The organism is Sphingomonas sp. VDB2, assembly GCF_047946695.1.
Taxonomy (GTDB): Bacteria; Pseudomonadota; Alphaproteobacteria; order Sphingomonadales; family Sphingomonadaceae; genus Sphingobium; species Sphingobium bisphenolicum.
Window position 1 is genome coordinate 2,173,671 of record NZ_CP159615.1, and the last position, 18,909, is coordinate 2,192,579.

Consider the following 18,909-nt stretch of genomic DNA (forward strand, 5'->3'; position numbering starts at 1 on the left):
CTGAGCCCGTCGAGGGCGCGGGCTTCGAGGCTCATACCGAACGGATGATATATTCAGGAAAGAGACTGACATGAGCGTCGCCTTCCGTCGCGAGAGCGATGACGAGCATATGGAGCCCAAGTTCGAATTGCCGATCCCGCCCGGCCCCAATTGGGTCACCGCGCGCGGACTGCGGCTGACGCGGGAGAAGGTCGAGGCGCTGGAAGCCGTCGATACCGCCGCAATGGAGGAAGAGGCCGCCAAGAAGCACAAGCGAGTGCTGCGCTACTGGCGCACGCGGCGGGCGACGGCGGAGTTGCAGGCTGCGCCCGGTGGCGACGCGGTCGCCTTCGGGACGCGGGTGACCTATCGCCTGAACCGGCAGGAAAGGACGGTGGCACTGGTCGGCGACGACGAGGCCGACCCCAATGAAGGGCGGATCAGCTTTTCCGCCCCGCTCGCCCGCGCGATGATGGATGCGGCGGTCGGCGAGAAGGTCGATTTCGCCGGTAAGAGCGAAGCGGTCGAGATCGTACAGATTGCGGTGGCCAGCGAGGCCTGATCCTTCGCTCCGGATATGAAAGAGCCCGCCGGTCTGCACCGGCGGGCTCTTTCATGGGCTTAAGGCGAATCAGACCCCGCGGGCAGCTTCGAACAGGAACCAGGCGCGCTGTTCGGCCTGGTCGGTCCAGTCGTCGACAATGCCCTCGGTCGCGTTGTCGCCCGCCTCGGTCGCGGCGGCCTTTACCGCGCGGAAGGTTTCGACCAGCGCCAGATTGTCGTCGCGCAATTCCTTGAGCATGTCTGCCGGGCCGACGAACTCGGCATCGTTATCCTTGACGGTCTGGCGCCGCGAAATATCGCCGATTGAGCGTAGCGTGACGTTGCCGGTCTTGCGCACGCGCTCGGCGATCAGGTCGGTCACGCCCAATATCTCGGTCGCCTGCTCGTCGAACATCAGATGATAATCACGGAAATGCGGACCGGAGACGTGCCAGTGGAAATTCTTGGTCTTGAGATACAGCGCATAGCTGTCCGCCAGCGCGCCGTTGAGGGCGTCGGCCACCGACTTGGTCGCATTGCTCTTGAGGTCGGTCGGGGTCTTCAGATCGGGCGCGGTCATGCACTATCCTCCTGTTCGCGAAAATGATTTCGGATATATAATGATCTCGCGCCAAGTTGGTGCCATTTTTTCAGGCAGGAAATCCCGATCAGCCTGATGCAGTGGGTCGATCAGAGCAGCCCGGTTGCGACGAGCGCCATCACGGCCCCCGCCAGCAAGAGCAGAACGCCACCGGTCCAGCGGATCGCCCGCAGCGGCAGCACCGCCAGGATGCGATCGCGCAGCAGCACGACGGGAACCAGCGCGGCGATGACGCCGATGGTGCCGCCGATGCCGGCCAGCATCGGATCGGCGGTCCGGGTGGCGATCCCCAGGATCAGGAATTGCGGCCCGTCGCCAAAGCCCAGGATGAAGAGGCCGAGCGCGGTGGTCAGGAAAGCGCCGGTCGGCCAGCCGGCCAGCGGATCGGGCGCGGAGGGCCGCCAGAACAGGCCAGCGCCCAGGAACAGGACGGACAGCGCCATGAAGAGCAGCCGGGCGTCCGCGCCCAGCATCGGCCCGATCCACGCGCCGGCAAAGGCGGAGAGGGCGGCGTTGGCAGCGGCCGCGACGACGATGCCGGCGATGATCGCGCCGTTGCGATCGTAGCGGGTGGCGAGCGCGAGAACGAGCAACTGGCTCTTGTCGCCGATTTCGCCGAGCAGGCAGCCGAGCAGGGCGATCAGCAGGGCGTCCATCCGGCGGCGCGAATCAGGCGCGCAGCGCGCGGACGGTGGCGGACGGCATCGCCGGCGGGATCATCGACACGATGTCGGCGACCGGCATGTCCTGCGCGATCGCATCGCGCATCAAGTCGAGATAGGACAGCACGATCGGACCGAGCCCGTGCAGCGACAAAGCCGATTCGAGCGTGCCCGCAAGCCCTTCGACGGCATCGAGCCGGAAGGCGCGGGCGATGTGGCGAATCTGGTCGAGTTCGTCATGCAGACGCGGCACCGACAGGTGGCCGCGCTGGTTCGCCAGCCCGTCGACCCGGCGCATCAGGTCCGCCAATATGGCCAGCATCGGATCATGTCGCATGGGAAAGCCCCCGTCTTGTCGCCCCGCCAACGATCATGCGCCCGATTGGTTAAAGGCGTGTAAAGCCTGTAGATCGCGGTGCGCGATGGGATGCCCAGCCTTGACATGAACCCGAATCTGCCCCATGGGCCACCGCTGAAACGGGGCGGTCCCCCTTCCACATCCGGGGGGCCGCTTTATCTTTTTACGCAATTACGACCAGGGAATAGGGCCATGGCCAAGCCGGCAACCGTCAAGATTCGTCTCGTCAGCACGGCTGACACTGGCTTCTTCTACGTCACGAAGAAGAACCCGCGCACCAAGACCGAGAAGTTCAGCTTCCGCAAATATGACCCCGTCGTGCGCAAGCATGTCGAGTTCAAGGAAGCCAAGATCAAGTAAACCGCTGCGGACTTCCCGCCTGCGCGTTTGATCTTTCGGTTTCAAACAGGAAAAGGCCCGTCCCCTTGTGGGAACGGGCCTTTTCCTGTTGGTGCGGCAGGGACGATCTGCGCCGTAGCTTAGCAAAGGAAATGGGAGCGCCTTTCGGACGCCCCCACCCCAACCCCCTCCCCTGAAGGGGAGGGGCTTTTAATATGATGTCTAGTTGCCGACGGGCTGGCTGTCGGTGCGGCGCACGACGATGGTCGAGGAGCGCGGCTCCTGGCCCGACACCGGCCAGTCGCCGGTGGGATGCTGGATGTTCACGAAGAAGGTCTTGAGGTCCGGCGTATAGGCAAGGCCGGTGATCTCGCAGCCCTTCGGCCCGACCAGGAAGCGCGACGACTTCTTGGTGGTCTGGTCGATGTAGAACATCGCGTTCTGGCCGAAGATCTGCTCGATCGTGCGCGAGGAATCGCCCGACGAACCGGGAACGCTGTGGTCAGTCTGGACCCACAGGCGGCCCTTGGGATCGATGCGGATGCCGTCGGGGCTGGAGAAGGTATCGCCGTTGATATTGCCTTCCAGCTTGTCGCCGAAGCCGGCCAGGCTCGGATCACCCGCCAGCAGGAAGATTTCCCAGCTGAACTTCATGGCGAGCGGCGAATTGCCCTCTTCCTTGAACTTGATGATGTGGCCGTGGCGATTGCGCGTGCGCGGATTGGCGGCATCGACGACCGCGCGGCTGCTGTTGTTGGTCAGCGTCACGAAGACGGCGCTGTTGTCGGGCGCGACCGTGATCCATTCCGGACGGTCCATGACGGTGCCGCCGGCGACGCGGGCGGCCGAGATGGTGTTGATGAGGACATCCGCCTGGTTGCGGAAGTCGACGATCGCCGGGGTCTGCGGCCCCTGGCTGACGTTGCCCGGGTCCGAAGCGCCGACGACGAGGCCGTTCTGGCCCTGGACCAGAGCGCGCCATTCCCCGGTGCCGTCCGCGTTGAAGCGGGCAACATAGAGGGTGCCACGATCGAGCATGTCGCGGTTCTGGGCGCGGTTGCTGCTGCTGAAGGCGCGGTCGCAGACGAATTTGTAGATGCAGCCCGGCGTGCCGTCATGGCCCATATAGAAGGCGACGCGGCTGTTGCTGTCGGCCATATAGGCGGTATTTTCATGGTCGAAACGGCCCAGCTCGGTGCGCTTGGTCGCGGCGTCCAGTTCCTGATAGGGATCGATTTCGACCACCCAGCCGTAATTTTCCTCCGGCTGCGACGGATCGAGATAATTGTCGGTCGTTTCCTCGCAGGTCAGATAGGTGCCCCAGGGGGTGCGGCCCGACGAGCAGTTGTTCAGCGTGCCCTTGATCGAGGTCGAGAGCAGGCCGGAGGCGCGGCCGCTGGCGCGATAGATGCTGTTGCCGGTGTAACGCTTGTTATATTTGGAGCCGGCCTTGACGCCCCACTTGCCGTCCGAGCCCTTGGCGATCTCGACGACGCCCACGCCCACGCCCGACAGGGCGATGGCGCGCTGTTCCGCCGTGGCGGTGACGGGATCGGGCTGGCCGTCCGCGAACAGGATGTTGAAGTCGGGCAGTTCGAAATTGATCGCCAGCAGGCCGCCGCTGTTCGCGTCGGTGCCGGACAGTTCATAATATTCCATGCCGTCATGGTTGCCGCCGGCCCATTTTTCGGCATCGGCCGCCGTCGGGAAGCTGCCCGAATAAGCCGTGCCGGTTTCGACCGAATCGCCGGCCTTCAGCAGGACGTCGACGGTATAGCCGGCGGGCACGGTCACGGTGTCGTTCATGTTGGCGGCGACGGGCGCGAAGCTGATGCCGTAGCTGGGCGCCGGGGTCGGCGTGGGGGTCGGCGTCGGCGTCGGCGTGCTCGAATCGTCATCATCGTCGCCGCACGCGGCCAGCGTACCCAGCATGGGCAGGATCGACAGGCCGAGCAGGCCGTTCTTCAGCACGGAGCGACGGCCCGGATTGGCGGCGATGATCGCCTCCAGGCTCTGGTCGCCCATATCGATGGTGGGCTGCGCGGCGCGAGACGGCGCGCGGGCCTCGTCGGTCAGATGAGACATGGATATCTACCCCTGTAGTGTTTGCAGGGCTGTCGGCGGAACGCCGCGCCCTTGGGGCAGCGAGGTGGCAGAGCGGAATGACGGCAGGACTTCGAAACGAAGTCACGCCCATGAAAAGGATATGACAGCGCGGTGACGAAGCTGTCGGAAACGTTACAGCAGGGCGTTAACCTGCTCGACGAAGCGCAGCACCGATATCGGTTTCGACACATAGGCCTGGGCGCCGGCGGCGCGAATCCGATCCTCGTCGCCATGCCCGGCATAGGCGGTGACCGCCATGATCGGGACCGCGGACAGCCGTTCGTCCGCCTTCAGCGAAACGATCAGGTCGAGACCGCTGACATGGGGCAGGTGGATGTCGGTGATGACGAGGTCGGGCAGGAAGGCCTGCGCCTGGGCCAGGACGTCGCGCCCGTCGCGCAGCGGCAGCACCTCATGCCCGTGCGCGCGCAGCAGGTCGCAAAAAAGTTTCAGATTGAGTTCGTTGTCCTCGACAACGAGCACGCGCTTTGCCACCAGTCACCCGCGGTCCGAAAATGCCTTTGGAGCGCGCCTATAGCGGCCCCCGCCCCGAGAACCAACCATGCGACCCGATACAGCGAATGGCAAGCAGGATAGCGGCCCGGATGCCGCAACCCTGGCGCTGATGGCGCTGGGATGGACGTTGAGCGACGTCGGACGGGCCGACCGGCTGCTGTCGCTGACCGGGCTGGATGCCGATGCGCTGCGCGCGGGAATCGACAATCCGGCGATCCTGGGCGCGGTGCTGGCCTTCCTGGCCGACCATGAGCCGGACCTGATCGCCTGCGCCGAGGCGATCGACACAACCCCCGCCGCGCTGATCGCGGCGCAGGAGAGATTGAGCCGATGACCCGCCCGCTGATCATCACCGATTGCGACGAGGTGCTGCTGCACATGGTCGTGCCCTTCCGCCACTGGCTGGACGAGACGCATGACGTGCATTTCGACATGCATGAGCGCGGCTTTGGCGAGGCGCTGCGGCACAAGGACAGCGGCGCGGTGGTCGAGCGGGCGCTGGTATGGGAATTGCTGCTGGGCTTTTTCGAGACCGAGATGCACCGGCAGACGCCGATCGCGGGCGCGATCGAGACGATCCAGCGCCTGTCCCGTGTGGCAGACATCGTCGTGCTGACCAACATTACCGAGCGGCACCAGCAGCGGCGGGCCGAACAGCTGGCGTCGCATGGCCTGACCCTGCCGGTTCACTGGAACCAGGGCGGCAAGGGACCGCCGCTGGCCGCCATCGTGGCGGAGCGCCAACCCAGCGTCGCGCTGTTCATCGACGACCTGGCCGAACATCATAAGTCGGTCGCCGCCCATGCGCCGGGCGTGTGGCGGCTGCACATGGTCGGCGAACCGGAAATCGCCGCCAGCGTGGCGGACGCGACCCATGCCCATGCGCGGATCGACAGTTGGGCGGGCGCCGAACAGTGGATCACGCAGCGGCTGGCCGAAGGGCCAGCCCCCGTCGATATTGACGCAACCCAAGGAGCTAACCCATGAGCATCGAAGCCCGCCTGACCGAACTGGGCATCACCCTGCCCCAGGCCGCCGCACCCGTCGCCGCCTATGTCGCCGCGGTCGAGGCGAACGGACTGTTGCACATTTCCGGCCAGATCTCGCTGGCGCCCGACGGCCTGATGACCGGCCGGCTGGGCGAGGACAAGGAACTGGACTATGGCGTCGCCGCAGCGCGGGTGTGCGGCCTCAACCTCATCGCCCAGATGAAGGCGGCGCTGGGATCGCTCGACCGGGTCGAGCGGATCGTGAAGCTGGGCGCCTTCATCAGCAGCGCGCCAGGCTTCACCGACCAGCCCAAGGTCGCCAATGGCGCGTCCGAACTGATGGTCGAGGTGTTCGGCGAGGCGGGCAAGCACGCGCGCAGCGCGGTCGGCGTGCCGGTGCTGCCGCTGGGCGCGGTGGTCGAAATCGATGCGATCGTGCTTGTCAAAGCGCAGGCCTGATTTTCCGACCGATCGCCCCTTCGCCCATCGCGGATGGCATGGCGAGGGGATGAGCGAGAATGGGATGGCGGCGTTCGACGCCGCCATCGCCGCGGGATATGGCATCGAATGCGACGTCCGGGCGAGCCGGGATGGCGTCGCCTTCGTCTTTCACGACGCGATATTGACGCGGATGGCGGGCCGCGACGAAGCGGTCGCGGCGCTCGATGCCGTGGCGCTTGACGGCGTCCCCCTGCCCGATGGCGGCGCGATCCCGCGCCTGTCGGCGCTGCTGGCGCGATGTGGCGGACGGGTCCCGTTGCTGGTCGAGATCAAGGCGGAGGGGCGGCATGTCCGGTCCGTCTGCGCAGCGGTGGCCCACGACCTTAGCCGCTGGCCCGATGCGCCGGTGGCGGTCATGTCGTTCAATCCATGGGCGATGCGCTGGTTCGTGAAACAGCAAGTTGGACAGGTGCGCGGCCTTGTCGTGACGCAGCAGGGCAAGGGGCGGATTCGCGGCGGCATCGCACGCGCCCTTGCGCTTTGGCTGTCGAAACCCGATTTTCTGGCCTGTGACATTCGCGACCTGCCATCCCGCCTGTCCCGCCGCGCCCGCGCCGGGAGACTGCCCGTGCTGACATGGACCGTGCGCAGCGCCGCCGATCGCGCCCGTGCGGCGATCCATGCCGACCAGAGCATCTTCGAGCGTGGCCATGACTGAACTGGTGGCGCGGATCGCATCGGGAGTCGCGGATTTCGACCGCGACCAGTGGAATGCGTGCGCGGGGGACGGCAATCCGTTCGTGAGCTGGGATTTCCTGGCCGCGCTGGAACGATCGGGGAGCGTCGGCGAGGGCAGCGGCTGGCAACCGCTGCCGATCGTGGTCGACGGGCCGGACGGGTGCATCGCCGCGGCAGCGCCCGCCTATGGCAAGAGCCACAGCCAGGGCGAATATGTGTTCGACCATAGCTGGGCCGACGCCTGGGAACGGGCGGGCGGGCGCTATTATCCCAAGATCCAGATCGCCGCGCCCTTTTCTCCCGTGCCCGGCCCGAGATTATTGCTGCGGGACGAGGCATATGCCCCCGCCCTGATCGCGGGGATCGAGACGCTGGTGGAGCGCAATAATCTCTCGTCCGCGCATGCGACCTTCATCGCGCCCGATCAGCTGCCGCTGTTCGAGGCGGCGGATTGGCTGATCCGGGAGGACAGCCAGTTCCACTGGACCAATCGCGGCTATGGCGGGTTCGGCGATTTCCTGGCCGACCTGTCGAGCGAAAAGCGCAAGAATATCCGCAAGGAACGCGCGCGCGCGGTCGAGGGGCTGGAGATCGCCCATCTGAGCGGCGGCGACCTGACCGAGAGGCATTGGGATATTTTCTGGCGCTTCTACCAGGATACCGGTGCGCGCAAATGGGGGCAGCCCTATCTGACCCGCGCCTTCTTCTCGATCCTGGGCGAGACGATGGCGGAGAAGATACTGCTGATCCTGGCGCTGCGCGACGGGCAGCCGATCGCGGGCGCGCTCAACCTGATCGGCGCGGATACGCTGTACGGACGCTATTGGGGCTGCACGCAGGATGTCCCCAACCTGCATTTCGAACTCTGCTATTATCAGGCGATCGACGCGGCGATCGCGCGTGGGCTCCACAAGGTGGAGGCGGGCGCGCAGGGCGGGCACAAGCTGGCGCGGGGCTATGCGCCCGAACCGACCTTTTCCGCCCACTATATTCCCAATGCGGGCTTCCGCCGGGCTATCGCCGATTTCCTGACGGCCGAGCGCGCGGGCGTGCGGCAGGACCGGATGTGGCTGGCCGAACGAACCCCGTTCAGGAAAAGCGACTGATCAGGCCGCGCGCAACTGGCTCGCGGCGATGACGGCGCGGGCCTGGCGCTGCGCCTCGGCGATTTCGCGCGCGGTCATTTCCTCGGCGATTTCGGCGCGCATGGACTGGCCCTGCTCGCTGCCGCGCAGCGCCGCCAGGTTGAACCATTTATGCGCTTCGACCAGATCGATCGGCAGGTCGCCGGTGCCGCAGCTATAGGCCACGCCCAGGTCGAAACAGTCTTCCGCCGATCCATATGCCCCCCGCGACAGACGGGCTTCCATTAGAAATTCTGCGCTCTTGATGCTGTTGCCCATGTGATTTCCCCTGTTCCCAATCTAACTCAATGGATCTGGACCCCCTTTTCCACGAACAGCAGGTTGGACCGGGAAGCGATAAAAAATGGTTAACGCGATTTTCGCCATATCGGCGCGGTCGTAAGGTAATCGGAACGCGGCCAGGGTTAACGCTCCCGCGAACTTCTTACGATCAGTGGCGGATTGGGACTGGCATCATCGGGCCGATGCCCGCATAGCCCCCGGCATGAGTCCAGCCTCCCCTGCTTCGCCCGTCCCAGCGCGCAAGGACATCCAGTTCCGCGAATTCGTGCTGCTATGCGCCTGCCTGATGGCGATGAACGCATTGTCGATCGACCCGATGCTGCCGGCGCTGCCGGAAATCGGCCGTGATCTCGCCATTCCGCATCCCAATGACCGGCAGTTGATCATCAGCGTCTATTTCCTCGGGCTGGGGTTCGGGTCTCTGCTGTTCGGCGTCTTGTCCGACCGCTATGGGCGCAAACGCGTGCTCGGATGGGCGATGGCGCTGTTCATCCTGTCCTCGGTCGCCTGCGCCAGCGCGCAGAGCTTCACCATGATGCTGACGGGCCGGGCCTGCGCCGGCTTTTTCGCCGGGGCGAGCCGGGTGATTACGGTGGGCATCGTGCGCGACCGGTTCAAGGGCGACGCCATGGCGCGGGTGATGTCTCTGATCTTCGCGGTATTCATGCTGATCCCGGTAATGGCGCCCAGCTTCGGCCAGGCGGTGCTGTGGATCGCACCGTGGCGCTGGATTTTCTGGGCGCTGGTGATCCTGGCCAGCCTGATCCTGATCTGGATGACGGTGCGCCTGCCCGAAACGCTGCATCCGGAAAACCGGATGCGGATCACGGTGCGATCGCTGATGCAAACGGTCGGCATGGTGATGCGCACGCGCAGCTCGATCGGCTATATGCTGGCGAGCGGCGTGGTGATGGGCGGCCTGATCGGATTCATCCTGTCGGTGCAGCAGATTTTCTTCGACGTGTTCCATGCCCAGCATATCTTTCCGATCGCCTTTGCCGCGATCGCCGGGTGCATGGGCATCGGCAGCCTGATCAATAGCCGGCTGGTGCAGCGTTTCGGCGCGCGGCGGATGAGCCAGAGCGCGCTGATCGCCTTCATCCTGATCGCCGCGGTCCATCTGGCGGTGATCCTGGCCGGCATGGAAACGCTGACCACCTTCATGGTGCTGCAGGCCATGACGATGATGACTGTCGCCTTCACCGCGTCCAATTTCAGCGCGATTTCGATGGAACCGTTCCACCGGGGGGCGGGCGTCGCCTCCTCCTTCCAGGCGTTCCTGACGACGGCGCTGTCGAGCGCACTGGGCAGCATCGTCGGCCGCGCCTTCGACGGCACCACCCTGCCCTTCACCACCGGATTGCTGGTGTTCGGCATCGGGTCTTTCCTGATCGTGATCTGGGCCGAACGCGGCAAGCTGTTCACCCGCCCCCATCATGGCGCCCTGCGCGAGGCGGAAATCGACTTCCATTAATCGGCGTTGACGCCGGCAAGAAAAAGGGGCGGAAAACCGCCCCTTTTTTTCGTGCTTGATCGTCCGCGATCAGGCGTCCTTGCCGCCCGGCGTATGCGCGCCGGGGAGCGGCGGCACCGGCTGGGGCGGGATGCCGGCATCGTCCTCCGCCACATCCACCACGCCGCGGCCGACATGGCTGCGGCTGCGGCTGTAGCCGAAATAGACCAGCAGGCCGATCGCCGCCCAGCCGACGAACATCAGCTTGGTTTCGACGCCCAGACTCCAGAAGAGATAGAGACAGCCCAGGATCGCAATCGGCGCGGTCACCATGATCGCGGGGGTGCGGAACGGGCGGGCACGGTTCGGATCGGTCTTGCGCAGTTGCATCACCGCGATCGACACGGCGGCAAAGGCGAAGAGTGTACCCGAGTTGGAGATGTCCGCCAGGATGCCGACCGGGAAGAAGGCGGCGAACAGCGCGACGAAGATGCCGGTCAGGATGGTGATGACATGCGGCGTCTTGTAGGTCGGATGGACCTTCGAGAAGACCGCGGGCAGCAGGCCGTCGCGGCTCATGACGAAGAAGATGCGGGTCTGCCCGAACATCATCATCAGGATGACCGAAGGCAGCGCCAGGCCGGCGGCAAGGCCGAGCAGGTTGCCGATCTGGGGCCAGCCGATTTCGCGCAGGGTCCAGGCCAGCGCTTCCTTCGAGCAGGTGACGGCTTCGGTGCCGGCGGCGGCGAGCGCGGCGCATTGCTGCGACAGAGCGGCCGAACCGGGGGCCAGTATTTCGCCACCCGGACCCGCAACCGGTTGCGCGCCGACGGTGCCGATGACGCCGGCGGCGACCAGCATGTAAAAGATGGTACAGATGCCGAGCGAGCCGATCAGGCCGATCGGCATGTTGCGCTGCGGATTCTTGGTTTCCTCAGCGGCGGTGGAGACGGCGTCGAAGCCGACATAGGCGAAGAAGATCGAGGCGGCGGCCGCCGAAATGCCCGAGAAGCCGAGCGGGGCGAAGGGGGTGAATTTGTCCATGTTGATGACCGGCAGGGCCAAGACGATGAACAGGGTAAGCGCGGCGACCTTGATGAGCACCAGCACGGCGTTGACGGTCGCGCTTTCCTTCGTGCCGATGACCAGCAGCCAGGTGACCAGCGATGCGATCAGCATCGCGGGCAGGTTGACCATGCCGCCGTCGAACGGACCGCGGGTCAGCAGGTCGGGTATGTCCATATGGAAAGTATGTTCGATGAGGCCCACGACATAGCCGGACCAGCCGACCGATACCGCACCGGCCGCGACCGCATATTCCAGGATCAGCGCCCAGCCGACCATCCAGGCAATGAGTTCGCCCATCACGGCGTAGCTATAGGTATAGGCCGAACCCGACACCGGGACCATGGCGGCCATTTCGGCGTAGCAGAGCGCCGCGACGGCGCAGACGAAACCGGCGATGACGAAGGAGAGCATCATGCCCGGCCCCGCCTTTTGCGCGGCCTCCGCCGTCAGCACGAAGATGCCGGTGCCGATGACGGCGCCGATGCCCAACATGGTCAGCTGGAATGCGCCCAGCGACCGGTGCAGCGATTTCTTCTCGGCCGTCGCCAATATGGCGTCGAGAGGCTTAACGCGCCCGAAAATCATGGATGATGCCCTTTACACTCATTTGTTCTGCTCGGGCGGCGTGCGCCGCCCCCGTTGAGCTATGGACGGGAGACTATCGCCTAATCCGCCGCGCGCAAGTATGTTGCGTGCGTGCGACATGCTCGTCCATGAGTGACGGATAGCGACGTGGACCTGACAAGGAACTGACCTGATGATCGAATTGCTGCGCGCGCGAGGACTGGATGGGAACATGGAAGCCGTGCCCCATGGTTTTGCCGGGCGGCGCGGCGGCGTGTCGACCGGGGTCCATGCAGGGCTGAATGTCGGCCTGGGATCGGCGGACGATCGCGACGCAGTGCTGCGCAATCGCGACCTGGCGCGTGACGCGCTGCTGCCCGGTGCGACGCTGGTGACGGTGCGGCAGGTCCATTCGCCCGACGTCGTGACGGTGACCGCGCCGATCGCAGAGGGCGAACGACCGGGCGCCGACGCGCTGGTGACGGACCGGCCGGGGCTGGTGCTGGGGATATTGACCGCCGACTGCGTGCCGGTGCTGTTCGCCGATGCGACGGCGGGCGTGGTGGGCGCGGCCCATGCGGGGTGGAAGGGCGCGATCGGAGGCGTCACGGACCGCACGATCGACGCAATGGTGGCGCTGGGGGCCGATCCGGCGCGAATTGCCTGCGCCATCGGGCCGTGCATCGGTCGCGTCTCCTATGAGGTGGGCGACGACTTCGCAGTGCGCTTCGCCAAGGAGGACGCGGCCAATGAGCGCTTCTTCACGCCGGGGCGCGCGCGCCATTGCCAGTTCGATATCGCCGCCTATGTCGCGGCGCGGCTGGCGGGGGCTGGCGTGGCGCGGATCGCGATGCTGGACGAGGACACCTATAGCCAGCCCGACCGATTCTACAGTTACCGCCGGTCCTGCCATCGGGGCGAAAGCGATTATGGGCGGCAGATTTCGATGATCGCCCTGCCGGGCTGACACAGGCCGGTCTTAACGCCGCCCCGTCGTCGCATGCTTGTCCTCGCGGCGGCGACCGACCAGCATGGCGCGTTCCAGGCGGGCGCAAAGCGCGGCGTAATAGTCGGAAAGGAAGCCATAATCATCGCCGTCGTCGGGCAGGCCGGCCTTGCGTCGGATCGTCGCGGCGACGGTGACGATCGCATCGTCCTGGCCGCCCCGCAGCACATTTTCCAGCGTCTGCAGCTCGTAGATGCCGTAGAGGTCGAGCGCGGCGTCGCTGAAGACCCGGCGCGGCTGCTCCGCACGGGCGGCGACGAGATCCGCGCCCAGCTTCGCCCGCACATTGTTCACGACCCATGTGCCCGCCAGCAGATCCCCCACCCGCAGCCGGTCACGGTTGAACAGCGGGAAGAAGAGGAAGATGCCGGTCCAGCACAGGGCGAAGAGGGTCAGGAAGCCGTCGGCCGCGCCCTGCGACGCCTGCATGCCGAGGAAGGACAACGGCAGGAAGACTTCGATCTCGCGCAGGGCGTTGCGGGCGATCACCGCGCCGCCGGTCAGCCGCCCGCCGTCGCGCGCGACGACGCGCAGGCCGAGCAGCCGCTTGCCCGGCGTCGCGCCGCGTCCGCCCATTTCGAACAGGATGAACCAGCCGTTGCGCAGCATGGAGGCGCCCACCAGCCAGAGGATCAGGAAGATTTCGGCGCGCGCCTGGGCGATGCCGAGCAGGCCGAGCAGGATCGTACCGAGGATCAGGCTGATGAACAGGATGAGGATGTCGAGGATGAAGGCCGAGGCCCGCGTCCCTGCGCTCGCCAGCTCCAGGCGCAGGTCGACGCCTTCGGGCGTGACGAAGCTGCGCCGCAGCGAGGCGGGCGCGCTGGGCGCGCGGTTACGCCGCCAGTGCATCTTCACCCTCCCGGCGACGGGGGAGATAATAATAGGTCAGCCAGCCGGCCAGCGCGGCCAGGCCGATGCCATAGCGCATCGCGTCCGACTGGACCGTCTGCCGCCCGATCCCTTCGAGCAGGCCCGCGACCAGCAGCATGAGGACGACGCCCGCCATCGCGATGGCGGCGCTGCGCCCGGCGATGACGGCGGCGTCAGTGCGTTCATACCGCCCCGGAAAGGCAACGGCGGTGCCGATCTTCATGCCCGCCGCGCCCGCCAGAATGATGGCGAACATCTCGGTCGAGCCGTGGATGGTGAGCCAGCCAAGGAAGTTGAGACCCAGCCCCTTTTGCGCGAACAGGCAGAGCATCGCGCCCAGGGTGAGACCGTTATAGACGAGCAGCAGCACGGTCGGCACGGTGAAGGCGAAGCCCAGGGCAAAGGCGAAGATCGCGACCTGGCTGTTATGGGTGAAGAGATAAGCGGCGAAGGTGGCGAGGCCGCCGCCTTCCTGCGGCCCGTAGATGGTGGCGCGCAGCGTTTCCGCGCTGGCGGACGGATCGCGCCCGCCCGACATCGCGTCGGGGATGATGCTGTAATACCAGCTCGGATCGGTGGCGACGAGCCACCAGCCGGCGACGACGCCCGCCACCGTCAGGACGAGGCAGATCAGGGTTTCGCGCCAGAGCGCCTGCACGCTCAAGGGCCAGTCGCGCGCGAAGAAGCGGGCAAGCTGGCGGGTCGCGGTGTCGGGCACGCCGTAGAGCTGGAAATAGGCGCGGGTGCAGAGCTGTTCGAGATAAGTGACGAGCGCCCGGTCGAGCGAGGTTTCGCGCGCCACCGAGAGCGACGACAGGGCGGAGCGGTAGAGCAGCGGCAGGGCGAGGATGTCGTCTTCCGACAGGGCGCGGACCGAGCGTTTCTCCATGCGGGTGACGAGCTGGTCGAGCCGGTCCCATTCGCCTTCATGCGCGGCGCGGAAGCGGCTGGCGTTGACCAGAGGGGCGGCGGCGCGGCCGTCGATGAGCGCGCTCACAGCAGGTTCCTCCGCTTGAGATCGACATAGCCCTGGACCAGCCGGTCGGCGACCCGATCATGTTCGGCCTCGATGACATGGGCGCCCAGATGCCGCAGCCGGGTGAGCACCATCAGCCGGTCGCGCAGCAGGGCGGCCGCGGTAACGGCGCGGGTGACGTCGTCGGCATTGCGGGGCCGGCGGTCGAGGATCGATTCCAGTTCCTCGTCGCGCAGGACGACCAGCAGCAGCACATGGGTTTCGACCAGGCGGCTGGCGGCGCGGACGAGAAATTCGGCCGAGGTAAGGTCGGTGAATTCGGTGAAGAGGACGATCATCGAACGGCGGGTGAGGCGCGTCGCGAGCGTGGTGAGGGCGTGGGTGTAGTTGGTTTCCTCCCCGCTATAGTCGATACGGGCGGCGAGGCGCTGAAGTTCACCAAAGGCGGCGGCGCCCGACACCAGACCGCTGGCGATGCGCGGGCGCGAATCGAAGGCGTGGAGCGCGACCCGATCCCCCAGCTTGAGCGCGACCCAGGCGGTCAGCAGGCTGGCCGATACGACGCGGTCGAGACGGCTGAGACCCGCCACCGGCTCGCTCATCTGCCGGCCGGCATCGATCGCGAAGACGATCTGGTTGTTGCGTTCGGAGCGGAATTCCTTGGCGTGCAGCTTGGAGTGCCGGGCCGATTGCTTCCAGTCGATCGCGCGCCGGTCCATGCCGGAGCGAAACTCTACCAGCGCGTCGAAATCCGCGCCGTCGCCGCGATCGACCTGCGCCATCAACCCCTGGAGCGCGTGGCGCTGGAAGATCTGCGCGCCGCGATCGCGCACCGGGCGGATGTCGGGCAGGATCGCCATGGTCGCGTCGAGCGGCACGATCCGCTGTTTCCAGACGAGGCCGAGCGGTCCTTTCCAGCGCAGCCAGCCGCGCGCGATCCGCGCCGTGCCGCGCCGGACGGTGCGCAGCGGAATGGCGGCAGACGCCTTGCCCGCATGTAGGTCGACCCAGAGGCCGTCCCCATCCTCCGCTTTAAGCAGCGGTCCGGTGTCCAGCAGCAGTTGCGCGCGCGCCGGGGGGACGCCCGCGATCGTCACATGCGCCGCCGCCTCCACCGGCGCGCCGACGCTGGCGGTGCGGGGCACGTCGAGCCGCAGCGCTGCCTGCGCCGGCCGGCTGCCCAGCAGCGCGTCGGCGAGCGTTGCGAGCAGCACCGCCACCGGCCAGGCGAGCGCGGCGTACCAGCGGCCCGGCACCAGCAGCGCAACGAGCAGCGTCGCGGGCGCGCCAGCCGCCGCCGTCCATATGGCTGTGCGTGTGGGATAGATCATGGGCGGTTGGTCATGGCGGGGGCGCTCAGCGCGGCGCCTCGATCGTGTCGATGATGCCGGTCACGACATCCTCGACCTGGCGGCCATCGATTTCGGCGGCGGGCGAGAGGATGAGGCGATGGCGCAGCAGGGCGGGCGCGAGCGCCTTGACGTCGTCGGGGATGACGAAGTCGCGGCCGTCCAGCGCCGCGCGGGCGCGCGCCGCGCCCGCCAGCATCGCGCCAGCGCGGGGGCTTGCGCCGCTTTCGAGATCGGCGACGTCGCGCGTGCCGCGGATGAGGGCGAGGATATAGTCGATCACTTCATCGACCAGCCGCACGCCATTCACCACAGCAATCGCTTCGGCGATCCGGGCGGCGTCGGCAACGGGGGCGACGCCCCAGGCTTCGGGCGTCATCGCGTGGGTGCGCGCGCCATGGGTGGCGACGATCTTCCGCTCCTCCGCGGCGCTGGGATAATCGACGCTCTGCTTGAAGAGGAAGCGGTCGAGCTGCGCTTCGGGCAGCGGATAGACGCCCTGCTGCTCGATCGGATTTTGCGTGGCGACGACCATGAAACGGTCGCTCAAGGCCAGGCTTTCGCCGTCGATGGTGACGGTGCGTTCCTGCATCGCCTCCAGCAGGGCCGCCTGCGTCTTGGGCGGGGTGCGGTTGATTTCGTCGGCCAGCAGCAATTCGGTGAAGATGGGGCCGCGCGTCAGGCTGAACTGGCTGGTCTGGAAGTTGAACAGATTGGCGCCGATGATGTCGCCGGGCATCAGGTCCGGCGTGAACTGGATGCGGCCGAAATCGAGGCCGAGGGCGCGGGCAAAACTGTGGGCGATCAGCGTCTTGGCGGTGCCGGGCGGCCCTTCCAGCAGGATGTGGCCGCCGGAAAAGAGCGCGACGAGCATGAGATCGACGGTTGCTTCCTGCCCCACGACCGCGCGGGCCACCTGCTGCTTGATGGCCTGGCCGAGCGCCTGAACCTCTTCTACCGTCATCTGCTCTTATCCTCTTGCCAATCGTGGAGTGCCTGCGCCGCGTCGAGCAGGCTGTGCCGGTCGCGCGCCGCGTCCGCCACCTGCAGGAGGTCGGTGAAGCGATGCGCCCCCTTCAAACTGTCGAGATATTCGTCCAGCGCGCCGTCGCGCAGCCGGGCGGGCGCGCCGAAGGCCCGCGCGGCACGATCGCGAATGGCGGCGGCATAACGGCCGCCGAGCCGCGCTTCGCGTCCGGCCTTGCGGATCAGCAGCGCGCTGTTGTCGACCAGCGCCGTCTTGCCGAAGGCGACGGCGCGGGCGCGCGCGCGCGGCGGGCCGAAACGGCCGAAGGCGTGGAGACCGGCGAGCAGTAGCGCGGCGGCGATCGCCAGCGTCATCGCCAGGAAGGGCGGCTCAAACAGCAATTTGAGCGGACTGCGCGAATGGCCGAGGCCATTCATCGACACGTCGAAGGCGACGCCGTCGGGATCGGTGCTGTTCATCCAGTCGAGCAGGGCCAGCGCGGATCGGGCCTGGCCCAGATCCTTCATGCCGCGATTGTTGAGCAGGTCGGGATCGGCCAGAACATAGAGCGGCCCTTCCCCGATCCGGGCCAGCACGATGCCGCCCCTGCCGTCGGTCAACAAAGGGGTGAGCTGGCGCCATTGATCCTGCTGCTGCTTGTTGGTCGGATCGATGCCGGTGATGACCTGGATCGGACGCGGCGCCCAGAAGCGACCGGGGACGCCATTGGAGACGAGCGCGCCGCCGCCGCTGCGATATTGGCGCATGGTGAAGCGGACGCCGGGCGCGAGCACGCCGATCGGCTCGTGTAGCGGCAGCAACCCCTGATAGCGCGCCCAGCCGGGATGATCGTCATCCGGTACTGTGCGCCATTTGGGCAGCACGAACAGAGTCGGCCGGGTCGCACGCTGCATCAGCGCCTCGCTGATGTCGACCGCCCCCGTTTCGGGGGTAACCACCAGCAGGTCTTCGGTATCGAATTCATGGGCGGTGCGCACGATGCGGGGATGGCGGCCGGTCGCTTCGGCCAGTTGCACCAGAGCGGCATAGCCGGTCACCGCATTGGACAGCGCGTGCGCGCCGCCATTGCGGCCCGATCGCAGGTCGGGCGCATAGGCGCCCAGCACCAGCATGGCGGCGAAACCGGCAATGCCGATCGCCAGCATCAGCGCGATGGTGCGGCCGCGGAACAGCGCAGCGTCGGCCGACGGCGGGGCCATGGCGACATCGCTCATGCCGTCCCGTTCCTTGGCCAATTCCGCGTCTGGGCGAAATCGGCATAGGCATGGCGGCAGCGGCCCCATTCGTCCGCGTCGATCGGGCGGCCGCCGAACAGGCTGCGCTCGACCGCGGACGCGATTTCCGTGAACAGGCGGCGCGGCGCGGACGGAATGCCGTCGGCCCGGGCGAGATCGCGGCTGGTGAGCGCCGGGCGCACGATCTGCGGACGACGACGCGCCATATCCTCCACGCTGCGCAGCAGGAGATGATGCACCGCCTGCGCATAATCGCCCTGCGCGGCGAGCGCATCGGCCTCCTCCAGCCAGGCGCGCGCCGGGGCGGCATCGGGGGTCCAGTCCTCTTGCGCCGCGTCCACCGCCGCGGCCGAACGGCGCCGCCGCCAGCGCGGCCAGCGCCAGACGCCGTGGCGCACCCGGTCCACGACGATCCAGAGGATCAACAGCGCCAGCGCGGCGATCATGGTCCACAGGACAATGCGGGCATAGGGCGCATCGGGCATGAAGCTGCCGATCCAGCGCAGGAAGCGGCCCACCGGGGCCAGCGCCCATTCCAGCCACTCGCCCAGCGCCTTCAGCCAGGCCGGCGGCGGCGGACGGCCCGGTGCGGCTATCATGTCGAACTGCACGTCGCCACCGGCCAGCAGCGCGCGATGCGCCGCAGCCAGTTGCTCGTCCGACATATGTCCTGGTCCGGCCATCGATGCCCACCCCCG

At 66.9% G+C, this 18,909-nt stretch carries 22 protein-coding genes; 9 read left to right on the forward strand and 13 right to left on the reverse strand.

The features are described 5' to 3' along the window. Positions 1 to 70 precede the first annotated feature (70 nt). A complete protein-coding gene (locus tag ABT375_RS10820; protein WP_224548256.1) occupies positions 71 to 541 on the forward strand; it encodes a GreA/GreB family elongation factor in 471 nt (156 codons plus the stop codon). Positions 542 to 610: 69 nt separating this feature from the next. On the opposite strand, the gene ABT375_RS10825 is transcribed toward ABT375_RS10820, so the two are convergent. The 3 genes from ABT375_RS10825 to ABT375_RS10835 all read right to left on the reverse strand — a co-directional run bounded on the left by ABT375_RS10825 (position 611) and on the right by ABT375_RS10835 (position 2,122). Then, entirely contained in the window at positions 611 to 1,102 is a 492-nt protein-coding gene (locus tag ABT375_RS10825) for a Dps family protein (protein WP_224548257.1), read from the reverse strand. A 110-nt stretch (positions 1,103 to 1,212) separates the two neighbouring features. After that, positions 1,213 to 1,779, reverse strand: coding sequence for a TMEM165/GDT1 family protein (locus ABT375_RS10830; RefSeq protein WP_261936012.1), 567 nt, complete (start codon positions 1,777 to 1,779; stop codon positions 1,213 to 1,215). 13 nt (positions 1,780 to 1,792) lie between these two features. Further along, positions 1,793 to 2,122, reverse strand: a complete 330-nt coding sequence (locus ABT375_RS10835; protein WP_261936011.1) for a hypothetical protein — start codon at positions 2,120 to 2,122, stop codon at positions 1,793 to 1,795. Positions 2,123 to 2,335: 213 nt separating this feature from the next. Between ABT375_RS10835 and rpmG the strand changes: the two genes are divergently transcribed. Continuing rightward, positions 2,336 to 2,503 carry a 50S ribosomal protein L33 gene (gene rpmG, locus ABT375_RS10840; RefSeq protein WP_066599119.1) on the forward strand — a complete coding sequence of 56 codons (168 nt, stop codon included), beginning with the start codon at positions 2,336 to 2,338 and terminating at the stop codon, positions 2,501 to 2,503. A 201-nt stretch (positions 2,504 to 2,704) separates the two neighbouring features. On the opposite strand, the gene ABT375_RS10845 is transcribed toward rpmG, so the two are convergent. Together ABT375_RS10845 and ABT375_RS10850 are read right to left on the reverse strand one after the other, a co-directional pair. Beyond that, a complete protein-coding gene (locus ABT375_RS10845) occupies positions 2,705 to 4,567 on the reverse strand; it encodes a PhoX family protein (RefSeq protein WP_416462412.1) in 1,863 nt (620 codons plus the stop codon). Positions 4,568 to 4,720: 153 nt separating this feature from the next. Next, on the reverse strand, positions 4,721 to 5,083 hold the full coding sequence (locus tag ABT375_RS10850) for a response regulator (RefSeq protein ID WP_224548261.1): 363 nt from the start codon (positions 5,081 to 5,083) through the stop codon (positions 4,721 to 4,723). Between the two features lie 67 nt (positions 5,084 to 5,150). Between ABT375_RS10850 and ABT375_RS10855 the strand changes: the two genes are divergently transcribed. The 5 genes from ABT375_RS10855 to ABT375_RS10875 are packed head-to-tail and all read left to right on the forward strand — an operon-like array spanning position 5,151 to position 8,378. Beyond that, on the forward strand, positions 5,151 to 5,438 hold the full coding sequence (locus tag ABT375_RS10855; RefSeq protein WP_416462413.1) for a DUF3572 domain-containing protein: 288 nt from the start codon (positions 5,151 to 5,153) through the stop codon (positions 5,436 to 5,438). After that, positions 5,435 to 6,091, forward strand: coding sequence for an HAD family hydrolase (locus tag ABT375_RS10860; RefSeq protein ID WP_416462414.1), 657 nt, complete (start codon positions 5,435 to 5,437; stop codon positions 6,089 to 6,091). The genes ABT375_RS10855 and ABT375_RS10860 overlap by 4 nt, the downstream gene beginning before the upstream one ends. Beyond that, positions 6,088 to 6,552, forward strand: coding sequence for a RidA family protein (locus ABT375_RS10865; protein ID WP_224548264.1), 465 nt, complete (start codon positions 6,088 to 6,090; stop codon positions 6,550 to 6,552). The genes ABT375_RS10860 and ABT375_RS10865 overlap by 4 nt, the downstream gene beginning before the upstream one ends. A 49-nt stretch (positions 6,553 to 6,601) precedes the next feature. Continuing rightward, positions 6,602 to 7,252: a glycerophosphodiester phosphodiesterase family protein gene (locus tag ABT375_RS10870; protein WP_416462415.1), complete on the forward strand. Its 651-nt coding sequence runs from the start codon at positions 6,602 to 6,604 to the stop codon at positions 7,250 to 7,252. Continuing rightward, a complete protein-coding gene (locus ABT375_RS10875) occupies positions 7,245 to 8,378 on the forward strand; it encodes a GNAT family N-acetyltransferase (protein ID WP_416462416.1) in 1,134 nt (377 codons plus the stop codon). The genes ABT375_RS10870 and ABT375_RS10875 overlap by 8 nt, the downstream gene beginning before the upstream one ends. On the opposite strand, the gene ABT375_RS10880 is transcribed toward ABT375_RS10875, so the two are convergent. Continuing rightward, positions 8,379 to 8,675 carry a hypothetical protein gene (locus tag ABT375_RS10880; protein ID WP_224548267.1) on the reverse strand — a complete coding sequence of 99 codons (297 nt, stop codon included), beginning with the start codon at positions 8,673 to 8,675 and terminating at the stop codon, positions 8,379 to 8,381. Positions 8,676 to 8,901: 226 nt separating this feature from the next. Between ABT375_RS10880 and ABT375_RS10885 the strand changes: the two genes are divergently transcribed. Further along, positions 8,902 to 10,173, forward strand: a complete 1,272-nt coding sequence (locus tag ABT375_RS10885; RefSeq protein ID WP_416462417.1) for a multidrug effflux MFS transporter — start codon at positions 8,902 to 8,904, stop codon at positions 10,171 to 10,173. 69 nt (positions 10,174 to 10,242) lie between these two features. On the opposite strand, the gene ABT375_RS10890 is transcribed toward ABT375_RS10885, so the two are convergent. After that, positions 10,243 to 11,805, reverse strand: a complete 1,563-nt coding sequence (locus tag ABT375_RS10890) for an amino acid permease (RefSeq protein ID WP_416462418.1) — start codon at positions 11,803 to 11,805, stop codon at positions 10,243 to 10,245. 172 nt (positions 11,806 to 11,977) lie between these two features. Here ABT375_RS10890 and pgeF point away from each other — a divergent pair, with 172 nt between their 5' ends. Continuing rightward, complete coding sequence (gene pgeF / locus ABT375_RS10895; protein ID WP_416462419.1) at positions 11,978 to 12,751, forward strand: peptidoglycan editing factor PgeF; 774 nt, start codon at positions 11,978 to 11,980, stop codon at positions 12,749 to 12,751. A 12-nt stretch (positions 12,752 to 12,763) separates the two neighbouring features. Here pgeF and ABT375_RS10900 read toward each other — a convergent pair whose 3' ends face one another. Genes ABT375_RS10900 through ABT375_RS10925 form a run of 6 tightly spaced genes read right to left on the reverse strand, consistent with a single transcriptional unit; the run spans position 12,764 to position 18,894 of the window. Next, complete coding sequence (locus tag ABT375_RS10900) at positions 12,764 to 13,642, reverse strand: RDD family protein (protein WP_416462420.1); 879 nt, start codon at positions 13,640 to 13,642, stop codon at positions 12,764 to 12,766. Further along, entirely contained in the window at positions 13,626 to 14,660 is a 1,035-nt protein-coding gene (locus ABT375_RS10905; RefSeq protein ID WP_416462421.1) for a stage II sporulation protein M, read from the reverse strand. Before ABT375_RS10905 ends, ABT375_RS10900 begins: the two co-directional genes overlap by 17 nt. Next, positions 14,657 to 15,970 (reverse strand): DUF58 domain-containing protein, encoded by a 1,314-nt coding sequence (locus ABT375_RS10910; RefSeq protein ID WP_416462422.1) that lies wholly within the window; start codon positions 15,968 to 15,970, stop codon positions 14,657 to 14,659. Before ABT375_RS10910 ends, ABT375_RS10905 begins: the two co-directional genes overlap by 4 nt. Positions 15,971 to 15,995: 25 nt before the next feature. Continuing rightward, on the reverse strand, positions 15,996 to 16,952 hold the full coding sequence (locus tag ABT375_RS10915; protein ID WP_224548275.1) for an AAA family ATPase: 957 nt from the start codon (positions 16,950 to 16,952) through the stop codon (positions 15,996 to 15,998). Next, complete coding sequence (locus ABT375_RS10920) at positions 16,949 to 18,190, reverse strand: hypothetical protein (protein ID WP_416462423.1); 1,242 nt, start codon at positions 18,188 to 18,190, stop codon at positions 16,949 to 16,951. The genes ABT375_RS10915 and ABT375_RS10920 overlap by 4 nt, the downstream gene beginning before the upstream one ends. Next, positions 18,187 to 18,894 carry a DUF4129 domain-containing protein gene (locus tag ABT375_RS10925; protein ID WP_224548280.1) on the reverse strand — a complete coding sequence of 236 codons (708 nt, stop codon included), beginning with the start codon at positions 18,892 to 18,894 and terminating at the stop codon, positions 18,187 to 18,189. Before ABT375_RS10925 ends, ABT375_RS10920 begins: the two co-directional genes overlap by 4 nt. Positions 18,895 to 18,909 lie beyond the last annotated feature (15 nt).